8 protein-coding genes, 2 tRNA genes and 1 rRNA gene are annotated in these 13,437 nt (G+C 56.8%); 1 reads left to right on the forward strand and 10 read right to left on the reverse strand.

Going from position 1 to position 13,437, the window contains the following annotated elements:
* Nucleotides 1-541: 541 nt before the first annotated feature.
* The 10 genes from rrf to dnaA all read right to left on the reverse strand — a co-directional run bounded on the left by rrf (nt 542) and on the right by dnaA (nt 12,686).
* Nucleotides 542-658, reverse strand: a 5S ribosomal RNA gene (rrf, locus tag HMPREF2894_RS08720).
* A 3-nt stretch (nt 659-661) separates the two neighbouring features.
* Nucleotides 662-734, reverse strand: a tRNA-Ala gene (locus HMPREF2894_RS08725).
* A 144-nt stretch (nt 735-878) separates the two neighbouring features.
* Nucleotides 879-952 (reverse strand) — tRNA-Ile (locus HMPREF2894_RS08730).
* Nucleotides 953-1,151: 199 nt separating this feature from the next.
* Nucleotides 1,152-1,748, reverse strand: a complete 597-nt coding sequence (locus tag HMPREF2894_RS08735) for a DUF3566 domain-containing protein (protein ID WP_005508012.1) — start codon at nt 1,746-1,748, stop codon at nt 1,152-1,154.
* On the reverse strand, nt 1,748-4,378 hold the full coding sequence (gene gyrA, locus HMPREF2894_RS08740; protein WP_070678861.1) for a DNA gyrase subunit A: 2,631 nt from the start codon (nt 4,376-4,378) through the stop codon (nt 1,748-1,750). Before gyrA ends, HMPREF2894_RS08735 begins: the two co-directional genes overlap by 1 nt.
* 79 nt (nt 4,379-4,457) lie before the next feature.
* Nucleotides 4,458-6,494: a DNA topoisomerase (ATP-hydrolyzing) subunit B gene (gyrB, locus tag HMPREF2894_RS08745; RefSeq protein ID WP_044149968.1), complete on the reverse strand. Its 2,037-nt coding sequence runs from the start codon at nt 6,492-6,494 to the stop codon at nt 4,458-4,460.
* A 416-nt stretch (nt 6,495-6,910) separates the two neighbouring features.
* Nucleotides 6,911-7,606 carry a DciA family protein gene (locus HMPREF2894_RS08750; RefSeq protein WP_049341947.1) on the reverse strand — a complete coding sequence of 232 codons (696 nt, stop codon included), beginning with the start codon at nt 7,604-7,606 and terminating at the stop codon, nt 6,911-6,913.
* On the reverse strand, nt 7,599-8,852 hold the full coding sequence (gene recF / locus HMPREF2894_RS08755; RefSeq protein WP_049341946.1) for a DNA replication/repair protein RecF: 1,254 nt from the start codon (nt 8,850-8,852) through the stop codon (nt 7,599-7,601). Before recF ends, HMPREF2894_RS08750 begins: the two co-directional genes overlap by 8 nt.
* A gap of 207 nt (nt 8,853-9,059) precedes the next feature.
* A complete protein-coding gene (gene dnaN, locus HMPREF2894_RS08760) occupies nt 9,060-10,184 on the reverse strand; it encodes a DNA polymerase III subunit beta (protein WP_070678864.1) in 1,125 nt (374 codons plus the stop codon).
* A gap of 801 nt (nt 10,185-10,985) precedes the next feature.
* Nucleotides 10,986-12,686, reverse strand: coding sequence for a chromosomal replication initiator protein DnaA (dnaA, locus tag HMPREF2894_RS08765; protein ID WP_049341944.1), 1,701 nt, complete (start codon nt 12,684-12,686; stop codon nt 10,986-10,988).
* A 569-nt stretch (nt 12,687-13,255) separates the two neighbouring features.
* Between dnaA and rpmH the strand changes: the two genes are divergently transcribed.
* Nucleotides 13,256-13,393, forward strand: a complete 138-nt coding sequence (gene rpmH, locus HMPREF2894_RS08770) for a 50S ribosomal protein L34 (RefSeq protein WP_049332235.1) — start codon at nt 13,256-13,258, stop codon at nt 13,391-13,393.
* Nucleotides 13,394-13,437: the final 44 nt, after the last annotated feature.

The following is a 13,437-nucleotide window of genomic DNA, read 5'->3' on the forward strand; positions in this document are numbered from 1 at the left end:
AATAACAGATAAACCCACAGTATTGAGCGGGTTTCCGTGAGGGTTTTACTATAGAGCCCATATTTTAGGGGAAACTCTCCCGATATTCCGCGGAAAAAAGGGTGCACATATCGGAATGCTTAAGTTGGTTTATGTGGCTTATGCGAGAGTGAGGGGGAGAGGGGTGATTATATCCATCAAGAGGCTAAAGTGTGTTCACCAAGTGTTCACTTTCAGGAACCTCCCAGCTTTCTTTTTGTGACACACCTTTATTGTTTAGACCTCATTTGGGCCACCAAGCTACCCGTACAGGATGCCCCTGTGGGTTTTTTGCGGCACTGGGGTTACAGTACTGGGGTTTCGGCGGCGCAAGTTCTCTGCGGTAGCTGGTTTTCTATAGCGGCGCACGCTTCAGCATCGAAAAGAAACAACCCCGGCCACCAGTCCGCAGTACACACAACACACTAGCTTCACGAGGCACCCATACCGGATCCACTGATTCACATCAGCAGATACAACAAAAGACCCCGCATCTTTCGATACGGGGTCTTTTTCAAAAATAAACCGGCGATGACCTACTCTCCCACACCCTCAAAAGTGCAGTACCATCGGCGCGAAGAGTCTTAGCTTCTGGGTTCGGAATGGAACCAGGCGTTTCCCTCTTGCTATAATCACCGGAAAGTGGAGGCGAGGGGACTCGAACCCCTAACCCTCTGCTTGCAAAGCAGATGCGCTACCAATTGCGCCACGCCCCCGTCTCAGCGGAAACCACTGTTTAGTTATTTTTCCAAGCCTTTACGACTTCATTGCTCTGGTACTTTTTCAGAACCATCACAGTGACACACGAAAGAACAGCAAGAATCAATAATTTCTTCATTATTGCCTTTCATAGTGTGGAGTGGGCGTACCAAGAATCGAACTTGGGACCTCTTCGTTATCAGCGAAGCGCTCTAACCGTCTGAGCTATACGCCCTCCTTCTGCGGAATTTCTTCCGTAGAACGAGATATAACTATACAGGTGTTTGCAGGCAACACCAAATCGAAAAAGCATGTTCTGCATCACACTTTAATATTGGGGGGTTCCCGAGCATACAGAGCGGGGCATGCAGAACGGGCGGCACCGCCTCCACCAGAGACAGCACCGCCCGCACACAAAGCTCAAAAGCTACAAACTAGGACTCATCGCTCAGAGTCAAGGTCACGCCACCAACCAGCTTCGCAGCCAGGTTGTACAGAATCGCGCCAATCATACCCAGCAGAGTAAAGACCACAGTGTTGACCACAGCAAAAATAGTAGTCACCAAAGCAACCTGACCCAGCGAAATCATCTGCGAAATATCCACAGTGGTCGAACCGGTACCCAGCGAGCTAATCAGCTGGTTCACACCGGTAAACGCGCCAGAAGCCTGCAGGAACAGCCAGAGAATCACCGAAGCCACGACGGTCACGATACCCAGGGCAATAGACAGCAGGAAGATTAGCTTAGCAACCGACCACGTATCAACCTTCTGAACCACCAGACGCGCGCGACGAATCTTCGAACGCGGCGCCGGACGCACCAACTGACGGCGTGAACCGGTCGGACGCTTAGCGTTTACAGGGCGCTTGCCGGCAGGACGCTTAGCGGTACCGCCAGGACGAGCCTGGCCCGAACGCGCCTGAGCCGGGCGACGCGCGCCAGCCTTAGCCGCGCCCGAAGACTTAGATGCGCCAGCCGACGCCGAACGCTGTGCCGACGCAGGAGAGGAGCTCGCGGGAGTGCTGCTCATTAGTTACCTCCAGTAGCGGTGAGATCGGCAGCCGCCGCTTCACCCTCGTTGTCCGTACCGGGCGCCTCAGAAGACTCCGAAGCCTCGGTGTTCTCAGTGGTTTCATCGTCGCTATCATCCAGCTGACGATCCTGGTTGCGTGCAACACCAATAATAGAATCGCCCTTACCGGGCTTTGCAAAGATAACACCCATAGTATCGCGTCCCTTCGCAGGAACCTCATTCACGTTAGAACGAACGACCTTGCCGCTGGCCATAACCACCAGCACCTCGTCCTCTTCGTCCACGATGAGGCCACCCACCAGGGCGCCACGATCCTCAACTAGCTTAGCAACCTTAATGCCGAAACCGTTACGGCCCTGCACGCGGTACTCATCCACGCTCGTACGCTTCGCGTAACCACCCTCAGTGACCACGAAGACGAAGGAGCCCTCAGTAACCACATTCGCAGAAATCAGCTCATCGTCCTCACGGAACTTCATACCGGTCACACCGGAGGTCGAACGACCCATCGGGCGCAACGACGCATCATCAGCGTGGAAGCGCAGCGACATACCGTTACGCGACACCAGCAGAATATCGTCCTTATCCGAAACGGTGAACGCCGAAACAACCTCATCGCCCTCACGCAGGTTAATCGCAATCAGGCCGGCAGTACGGTTCGTATCGTAATCGCTCAGGCGACTTTTCTTCACCATGCCGCCGCGAGTAGCAAGCACCAGGTACTCAGCATCCTCATAGCTCTTCAGCTCCATGACCTGAGCAATATGCTCACCGCCCTGGAACTCCAGCAGGTTCGCAATGTGCTGGCCCTTCGCGTCACGACCGGCTTCCTGCAGCTCATAACCCTTCGCACGGTACACGCGACCCAAGTTCGTGAAGAACAGAATCCAGCTGTGCGTAGTGGTCACAAAGAAGTGCTCCACCACGTCATCACCGCGCAGCGAGGCACCCTTAATGCCCTTACCACCACGGTGCTGGCTACGGTACTGATCACTTCGGGTGCGCTTAATGTAGCCGCCGCGAGTAATCGTCACCACGACCTCCTCCTCGGGGATGAGGTCTTCCATGGACATGTCGCCGTTGTAGCCGTACATAATCTGGGTGCGACGCTCATCGCCGTAGCGGTTCACAATCTCACCCAGCTCCTCAGAGATAATCTCGCGCTGGCGAGTCTCCGAAGCAATAATCGCGTTGTACTCAGCGATCATGCGCATCAGCTCATCGTGACGATCCTGAATCTTCTGACGCTCCAGGGCAGCCAGACGACGCAGCTGCATGTTCAGAATTGCCTGAGCCTGAGCCTCATCAATCTGCAAGAACTCCATCAGGCCGCTACGCGCCTCATCAGCGGTGGGGGAGCGGCGAATCAGGGCAATAACCTCATCCAGAGCATCCAGAGCCTTCAGCAGGCCACGCAGGATGTGCGCCTCTTCCTCCGCCTGACGCAGACGGTAACGGGTACGACGAACGATAACGTCCATCTGGTGATCCACCCAGTGACGCACAAACGCGTCCAGGGACAGGGTACGCGGCACACCATCAACAATGGCGAGCATATTCGCGGAGAAGTTCTCCTGCAGCTGGGTGTGCTTGTACAGGTTGTTCAGCACAACCTTCGGGGAAGCATCACGCTTGAGCACAATCACCAGGCGCTGACCGGTACGGCCCGAAGTCTCATCGCGCAGATCCGCGATGCCGGTGACCTTACCGTCCTTGATGAGCTCAGCAATCTTAATCGCCAGGTTATCCGGGTTCGCCTGGTACGGCAGCTCGGTAACCACCAGGCAGGTGCGACCGTGGATTTCCTCCACGTTGACCACCGCGCGCATGGTGATAGAGCCGCGGCCAGTACGGTACGCATCCTCAATACCCTTGGTACCCAGAATCTGTGCACCGGTCGGGAAGTCGGGGCCCTTAATGCGCGCCATCAGAGCATTCAGCAGCTCATCATTGGTGGCGTGCGGGTTCTTCAGGAACCACTCCACACCCTCAGCAACCTCACGCAGGTTATGCGGCGGAATATTGGTCGCCATACCCACAGCAATACCCGAAGAACCGTTGACCAGCAGGTTCGGGATGCGCGCGGGTAGAACGGTAGGCTCCAGGGACTTGCCGTCGTAGTTGGGCTGGAAATCAACGGTGTCTTCGTTGATGTCACGCACCATCTCAAGAGCAATGGGAGCCATCTTGGTCTCGGTGTATCGAGGCGCTGCAGCACCGTCGTTACCGGGGGAGCCGAAGTTACCCTGACCCAGAGCCAGCGGGTAACGCATAATCCAGCTCTGAATCAGACGCACCAGAGTGTCGTAGATAGCGATATCGCCGTGGGGGTGGAACTGACCCATCACGTCGCCAACCACGCGGGCACACTTATTGAAGGATCGGTCCGGGCGGTAGCCGCCGTCGTACATCGCGTAGATCACGCGGCGGTGCACGGGCTTGAGGCCGTCACGCACATCCGGCAGGGCGCGGCCAATAATAACCGCCATTGCGTAGTCCAGGTAGGAACGCTGCATTTCGGTCTGCAGGTCCACCTGTTCAATGTGACCGTGGTGGTCTACATTTTCAGCGCCACCGTTGCTAACTACATCAACCTCAGTGGATTTATTCTGCTGTTCTTCGCTCATTACTTTCTCATTCCTCAATGACTCGCTCGGCTATATAGCTCATTTGGCATATTCCATACGGGGCATATGCCGTTTCGGGCTAGATATCGAGGAATCGAATGTCCTTTGCGTTCTGCTGGATAAACTCACGGCGAGCTTCAACGTCCTCGCCCATCAGAACAGAGAAGATCTGGTCAGCCGCCGCTGCGTCTTCCATCTTCACCTGCAGCAGGGTGCGGCGAGCCGGATCCATGGTGGTATCCCACAGCTCGGTGTAGTCCATCTCACCCAGACCCTTGTAACGCTGAATGCCGTTATCCTTGGGCAGGCGCAGGTTCTTCGCCGCACCACGAGCCAGAGCCTCATCACGCTCAGCGTCCGAGTACACATAATCGTGTGGAGCGTTCGACCACTTGATGCGGTACAGCGGCGGCTGAGCCAGGTACACGTAACCCGCCTCAATCAGCGGACGCATAAAGCGGAAGAGCAGAGTCAGCAGCAGGGTCGTAATGTGCTGGCCGTCGACGTCCGCATCCGCCATCAGAACAATCTTGTGGTAGCGTGCCTTCTCAATATCGAAGTCGTCACCAATGCCGGTACCGAAAGCGGTAATCATCGCCTGAATTTCAGCGTTGGACAGGGCACGGTCCAGGCGAGCGCGCTCAACGTTCAGGATCTTACCGCGCAGCGGCAGAATAGCCTGAGTGTTCGGGTCGCGACCCTGAACAGCCGAACCACCCGCAGAGTCACCCTCCACCAGGTAAATCTCAGAGATCGACGGGTCCTTCGAGGAGCAGTCCTTAAGCTTACCGGGCATGGAGCTAGTCTCCAGCAGGCCCTTACGGCGGGTCGTCTCGCGTGCCTTACGGGCTGCAATACGCGCCTGAGCGGCGGTGATTGCGCGGCGCACGATGTCCTTCGCCACCGCGGGGTTACGACCGAACCAGTCGCCGAGGTGATCGTTCACCTCGCGCTGGGTGAAGGACTTAGCCTCCGAGTTACCCAGCTTGGTCTTGGTCTGACCCTCGAACTGCGGCTCAGAAATCTTAATCGAAATCACCGCGGTCAGGCCCTCACGCACGTCTTCACCGGTGAGGTTATCGTCCTTATCGCGCAACAGCTTGTTCTCACGCGCGTAACGGTTCACCAGCGAGGTCAGAGCGGCACGGAAACCCTCTTCGTGAGTACCGCCCTCGTGGGTGTTAATCGTGTTCGCGTACGAGTAGACGGACTCCTTGTAGGCGCCAGTCCACTGCATCGCCACTTCCAGGCTCATATTGCGCTCAGTGTCTTCGGCTTCAAAGGAGACAATCTCCTCGTTCACGATGGTCTTCGCGCCTGCGTTGAGGAAGTGTACGTAGTCGAACAGGCCGTTGTCGTAACGGTAGGTGACAGTCGTGAAACCCTCAGCGTTCGCGTGCACGCGGTTGAGGATGTTTTCCTTCTTCTCACTCTCTTCAGCAACCTCGTCACCGACGAACTTCTCGCGCTCATCGGTCAGGGTGATGGTCAGGCCCTTGTTCAGGAATGCCATCTGCTGGAAACGGGCGCGCAGAGTCTCAAAGTCGAACTCGACGGTCTCGAAAATCTCTGGGTCCGGGTAGAAAGTCTGGATAGTGCCGGTCTTATCGGACGGTTCACCCTTGCGCAGGGGACCATCCGGCACACCACCGTTGGAGAAGGAAATATGCCATGCGTAGCCCTGGCGGTGCACCTCGGTAATCACGCGGGTGGACAGCGCGTTCACCACGGAGATACCCACACCGTGCAGACCACCGGAAACGGAGTAGCCGCCACCGCCAAACTTACCGCCAGCGTGCAGCACGGTCATGACGACCTCAACAGTGGACTTGTGCTCGGTGGGGTGCTCATCCACGGGAATACCGCGACCGTCATCCTCTACGCGAACAGCACCATCAGCCTGGATGGTCACGTCAATTTTGGAGGCGTAGCCGGCGAGCGCTTCGTCGACCGAGTTATCTACGACCTCGTAGACCAGGTGGTGCAGACCGCGCTCAGTGGTCGAGCCAATGTACATGCCGGGGCGCTTGCGAACCGCTTCCAGACCTTCCAGCACGGTAATATCGGATGCACCGTATTCATGCTGCTGTTCAGATGCATTCTGTTCAGATGCCACGAGGCAGAACTCCTTGAGTAGATGATGCAACCGGCAAAGGAAAGCTACGGGCAGCCAAGAGCGGAGCCTAGAACGCCTCACAGAGGGCACAAGAAAGTGCCTGCACAACCCGCGGTGCCGGTGGTACCCATAGGTGGGCACACTTTACGCATTGTCTCTTTTATTTTACCGAGCAAGAGAGCATAAAACCATCTACAAGCGTCACATATTGAGCTTTTTTGGGCACTACCACCCGCTCAAAAGCCCGCTAAGGCGGTTTAGAGTGCCTCAACCCCCTTTTGAGGTAGGGGATACGGTTCACCACTTCGTGGGGGTTGCTGGCGATTCTAAAGCTTTCATAGCGTGCAGAAAAAGGCTTATTTTGACCTAACACCGTTCATTCAGAAGGTGAACGAGCACCAGAGGCACTCAGAAGGCTACCCGTAGGTGTCGCGCACACCGCGCATGCCGGTGGCACGCCGATAGCCTCGCTGATTCCAGCGTCCGTTGTTCGGACCCAGCACGCGAACCTGAGCCACGACACCATCACCCAGTTCACGGCGGAAAAGTTCGATGAGGTGCCCGTGCATCAGGCGCAGCTGAGTCGTCCAGGCGGTAGAGTCGCACTGGACTTCAACAATGGAGTTTTCGAAGCTGATGGGGCGGGTGTGCGCCGCAATTTCAGGGCCCACGAGCTCAGCCCAGCGAGCCAGCACGCTAGAGACTGCCACGGGCTCTTTCCAGCCGCGAGAACGGATCAGAGCGCTGACGATGCCGCCAAGGGGTTTGGGGTCGCGAGAGCTCTCTCCAGGGCCGCTATAGCCACCCATGACGCGGGGGTCCCACCCCTGCGCTCGCCGCGATTTCTTCTTCGAGGCGGTTCCAGACATGACCGCACCAAAATCGCGCATGATTTTATTCGCAGAGAAGGCATTCAGGGGCGCCTCGCCGCGTTCTTGAGCCGCCACTCGCATACGGGTCAGTAGGGCGGAGGGGGCGTCCACCTCGTCACGGTAGAACTCACCCACGCCGTCAACCTCGTACGGGTTTTGAGGCTCCGCAAACTGCGGTTCCGCGAATTCACCGAATGTTTCACGTGAAACATGGTTTTGAGGGCGGACGGGGTTACTCATCGCCATCACCCTCTGCGAGTGCAGAAACGGTCGAGTTCGACTGCCCCGCAGAGTCAGTGACAGAGTCGGTGGCAGGACCAGCGGCAGGCTGCACATACTCGGCGTGCCCCGCCGTCACCGACACCAGGCGGTAGTCGCCCAGCTCCTCCGGAATATCGCTGAGCACCGCACAGGTAATCAGTACCTGCTCCGCGTCGGCAACCATCGCACCCAGGCGGTGGCGGCGCGCAGAATCAAGCTCCGCAAACACATCATCAAGAATCAGAATCGGCGAAGAACCCGCCGAGGAATCATCCTCAACATGCACAAACCAGGACGCCAGTTTCAGCGCCAGCGCAAAAGACCAGCTCTCGCCGTGCGAGGCAAAATGCTTCACCGGCATACCACCGAGCAGCAGGGTAATATCCTCACGATGCGGACCCACCAGGGTCACGCCGCGCTCAATCTCATCGCGCCGACGCTCCGCAAAACCGCGCATCAAAGCCTCCTTGAGGTCCTCAATGCGCATCAGCGCCGCATGCTCGATAGAGCGTTCACCCATGCTCGAAAAAACAGTCGACTCATAGTTGAAACCGACCTCTTTAGAGCCGTCCGTCAGCCCCGCGTAGGCGCGGCGAAGCTGCGGCAAAAAACGCTGCAACAGACGAAAACGCGCAGAAAGCAGCTGAGCGCCCAGGGTCGACAGCTGCTCATCCCAGACCGACAGGGTACTCAAAGCGTTCTCGTCCCGCGCCTTACGTTGCATGGATTTCAGCAACGAATTACGTTGCCGCAAAATCCGCTCATACTCGCTACGGTACCCGGAGACCACCGGACGCAAAGAGCTGGCCAAATCATCCACAAAACGACGACGACCCGCCGGGTCTCCCTTCACCAATTGAAGGTCCTCCGGGGAGAACAGCACCGTGCGGGCAATACCCAGCGCTTCCTTGGCACGCACCGGCGCGGCACGATTAATGCGCACCCGGTTACTCTGCCCCGGAGCAATCTCAAACTCGGTCACCGTCTGCTGCGAACCGCGCACCGTACGGGTGCGAATATAGGCGCGCGAAGCACCCGCCCGAACCAGCGGCCCGTCATGGCTCACACGGTGCGAAGAGAGCGACGCCGCATAGTCAATCGCCTCAACAATATTGGTTTTCCCCACACCATTAGAGCCCAGAAACACCGTAACTCCCGCCGAAAGAGGCAGGCTCAGCAGAGCATAGGTGCGGTAATCCAACAACGAAATATGGTCGATATACACCGGAAGCTCCTTTCACGGGGTTTCATACGCGGGTTCTTAGCTGGGGGTTCTTATTTTAGGGGGCTTCACGGCACCGGACTGAAGGGCACAGTGAGAGGTCACAACACTAGGTTTTTCCGCGCGAATGGACACAGAAAAACAGCGCAACCCCGCACATACCCACGATGCATAGGGCACCGAAAGACGTGCGGGGTAGCGACGCTGAAACTAGTTCGACGGCAGGCGAACCGGCATCAGCAGGTAACGGTAGTTGCGGTCATCCTCAGCCAGAGGCTCATCCTGACCGGAAATTACGGCAGGCTTCGGCGCATCGGTGAAGGAGAAACGAACGAACTCGGTACCAAAAACCTTCAAACCATCCGAGAGGTAGGCGGGGTTGTACGCAACGGTGATGTCATCACCGGACAGGTGCGCCTGCAGAGTCTCGGATGCCTGAGCCTCATCACCGCGGCCGGCATCAATAGCAACCGAACCCTGAGTGAACTTCAGACGCAGGGGAGTGTTGCGTTCCGCCACGAGGGAGATACGGCGAGCAGCCTCAGCCAGGTCGGAGGTGCGAACCACCGCGTGAATCGGGGTCTGTTCGGGGAACAGCGCACGGATGTTGGGGTAGTCGCCGTCCATCAGAACGCTGGTGGTGCGGCGGGTACCCGCTGCGAAGCCGATCAGCTCACCCGCTGCGGGCAGGGCGATAGACAGATCGCCGGAACCGGAGAGGGTGCTACCCACCTCAGAGACGGTCTTAGCCTTCAGCAGCACAGCCGCCTGAACCTCGGGGTTGACCGGGTTCCACTTGATCTCGCGCATAGCCAGGCGGTAGCGGTCGGTGGCGAGCAGGGTCATGGTGTCACCGTTGATTTCCACGCGGATACCGGTCAGCAGCGGCAGGGTCTCGTCCTTGGACACCGCAATCTGAACCTGCTTGACGGCCTCAGCGAATTCGGCGCCGTCCACGGTACCGGAAATTTCGGGCAGTTCGGGAAGCTCGGGGTAATCCACGACCGGCATGCCAGCCAGCTGGAAGTTAGCGGAACGGCAGTGAATACGAATCACGGACTCATCTGCGGTGAACTCGACAGGTGCGTTCGGCAGGGAGCGGCAAATTTCAGCCAGAATCTTGCCGGGAACCAGGCAAATGCCTTCTGATTCAACGTCAGCTGCGATGACCTGGCGGGCGCTGGTCTCGTGATCGAAGCTTGCGATGCTGACCTCACCTGCGGAGGCGGTAATCAGCAGACCGTTGAGTACGGGGGAGGTGGGACGCAGCGGAAGTGAGCGTGCCGTCCAGCCGACTGCTTCGGCAAGGACATCGCGTTCAACGGTGAATTTCATCGAGAAGGCGCCTTTCACGGAATTGGAGAGTCATTTTGGGGCGCACGTAAAGCTTATGGGCGAAAGAGCCGGAAATATCGCGTGCTCTGGTGCGCAGTACATCTTCCCGCGCGCGCGTCTATCCATCCTACCGGATTTTGTAATTACACAGAGACACAGAGGTCGCTCCTGCAGCGAAAAATCGGGTGAGATGAGGCATGTAGGGCTGCTGTATTTTTGTAATTACAAAGATAGGCGGAAGGTGCATCAAATCCAGTCGAAAACAGGTTCGAATTAGGTGATGGTTCGGTGTTGGTTTCTTCTTCAAACCCAACCCTCACATCCAACCCCAGAGATAGCGTGCAGCTATCGATCCAAATCCGCGAAAATCTACATTTTCAGTAGGGGCACACAGAAAAATCTGAACCAGCTCGGTTGGTCGAGCAGAACTACTTGTTATGGGGAGGATTTTTTCTTTAAGTACAGTAGTATTGTTAACGCTTGTGGAAACGGTGGAAAACCCCTTCCTTGCCTGCAATGACACGGAAGTAGCCTGTGGACATTAAGTGGAAGAAACCACTCAATGCTGAGGATGCATTGTGTATGGATATTTATACATTTCCTCAATTCCACACCTTTTGAATATTCATGCACTTAACATCCACACGAACGCATGAGTTAAAGCACAGCTTATCCACACCCCAAAAATCTAGCTTTCAGAGTCGCTAAAATCTTGGATCCAGCGTGAAGCCCCTGCCCCGAAGCCTATAAAACACCTAGTCGAGGCACAAAATAAGCTACGGGACAGGAATAAAAGCACATCTAGCCGGCGGCGCGCTGCTCCTGGCGAATCAAATTCGTCAGCTCAGTCACCTGATTGAAAATCGTTTGACGCTCCGCCATCTGTGCGCTCACCTTACGCACCGCGTGCATCACCGTCGTATGGTCGCGGCCGCCCAAATCGTTACCAATACGCGGCAGGGACATCTCGGTCAGCTCACGCAGAAGATACATCGCCACCTGGCGCGCATTCGTGAGCGTACGGGTGCGAGACTTCGACTGCATATCCTCAATGGACACATCAAAATACTTCGCCACCGTCGCCAAAACCAGCGCCGACGTAATCTCCGCACCACCGGTATCAGAGAGCAAATCCTTCAGATAGGTCTCAGCCTCAGCCAGGGTAATGGGCTCCGGCGGCTTCTTCATCGAGGCGGCAGCGCTCGCACGAATCAGAGCGCCCTCCAACTCGCGAATATTGGCCGTGACATGGGAAGCAATGTACTCCATGACGTCATCTCGCACCGGCAAAATCTCGTTCTGAGCCTTCTTCCGCAGAATCGCGATACGAGTCTCCAGCTCCGGAGGCTGCACATCCACGTTCAGGCCCGAACCGAAACGCGAACGCATACGCTCAGCGAAACCGGTCAGCTGCTTCGGCGGCAAATCAGAGGTAATCACGATCTGCTTCTGGTGGTTGTACAGGGCGTTAAACGTATGGAAGAACTCCTCCATCGTCGCCTCTTTACCCGCCAAAAACTGGATATCGTCAATCAGAAGAACGTCAACATTGCGGTAAATCTGCTTGAACGACGAACCCTCATCATCACGGATCGAGTTAATGAAGTCATTCGTGAACTCCTCAGAATTCACGTAGCGCACCCGCAAATTCGGGTACAGATACTTGGTGTAGTGGCCGATTGCGTGCAGCAGGTGAGTCTTACCCAGGCCCGAACCGCCGTAGATGAACAGCGGGTTGTAGACAATGCCGGGCTGCTCCGCCACCGCGAAAGCGCTCGCGTGCGCAAAGCGGTTGGACTGACCAATCACGAAGGTGTCGAAGGTGTAGTTCGGGTTCAGTCGGGCAGAGCTATCCCAAGTCGGCGCGTTTTCCGGGTCTTCATGCGGATGCACCTGCTGGGCCTCCGGTACCGCCGGGGCGTCCGGAACGAAAGTGGGTGCCGGGTACTCGCGAGGCGCACCCGCAACAGGAGCCACCGGAGCAGCCTGCTGCGCGGAGGGGAATCCTGCACGCTCCGCCTCCAAGGCGTGTAGGGAGGGGCGGGTGACTTGCTCATCAGCGGGCACCTCGTAGTGGTCAGGACCCGGATGTGGCTCCGTGTAGTACTCAAAAGCGCGCGAACCGGCGGGTGCCTCAGGATGCGCAGAAGCCGCCGGAACGACAGCAGGTGCGTGCGACTGCTCAGCAGGCACCTCACGCTCACCATGGAAAACGTCCTGATTTGCAGGTTCAACCGGAATCATCGACTCATTCACATCGAAAAGCGCGGTGGTCGACGGGCCAAATGCCTCGTGCAGAGCCGCACGGAACGAAGCGCTAATCTGCTCCTCAAAGACCGCACGGGTGAGCTTATTCGGCACCTCAATGATGAGGCGAGAAGAACCCATCAATCCCTGAGGCTGCGCAAGATTCACGAAACCGCGCTGACGTGCCGTTACCGCCGGATCGGCGGCAAGAATGGAGAGCAGATGCGCCCAGCGCGCCTGAAGGGAGTCGGTCATGGAATTCTTTACTTTCACTCGATGTGAAGCGGTGGTGCAGTAAAGAAATCATGCCGGAAACCACCGCGAGGTCATTAAGATTCTACCCGCTTAATACACAGGGGGAGAAAGTTATCCACAAGAGTTTTCCACACGGTGGAAAACTTGTAATTACAGGGGTGGATAAGCGGTGGATTTAAGTGCATAACGGGGCTTCTTCCCTGATATTTAGCGGAAAACTCCAAAAGCTCAAGGATGTGGATAACTCACCGATAGTAGGGGGTTTGGGTGGGATATGCACCATGGTGGATATCCTGCTGCCATAAATATCCCCAGGTTTACACCCCGAGAGCGCGTAGTATCTCCACGGCCTGTACACCCGCCGCAATCACCGCCTCCACACCACAAACGAGCCCGGAATCACGCGGAAAAAAGCGTCAAGAACTTGATTTACGCCCTCCACTCTTCTAAAGTTGTGCTGTTGTGTGTGCACCGCCTACTGCGAATAGTCGCGGTACCTCCGTGCACCAAGAAGCGTACGGTTCCGATACCCATGAGGGCACGAACCGCAAAAATCAAGGAGACAAAGTATGAGCAAGCGTACTTTCCAGCCGAACAACCGCCGTCGCGCTAAGAAGCACGGCTTCCGTCTGCGTATGCGTACCCGTGCAGGCCGCGCGATTCTGTCGAACCGCCGCGGTAAAGGCCGCGCAAAGCTCTCGGCCTAATCACGGCATATAGTTCGCCCGCCGATGCACACGCATCGGCGGGG

The organism is Rothia sp. HMSC066G02 (assembly GCF_001813145.1).
Classification (GTDB): domain Bacteria; phylum Actinomycetota; class Actinomycetes; order Actinomycetales; family Micrococcaceae; genus Rothia.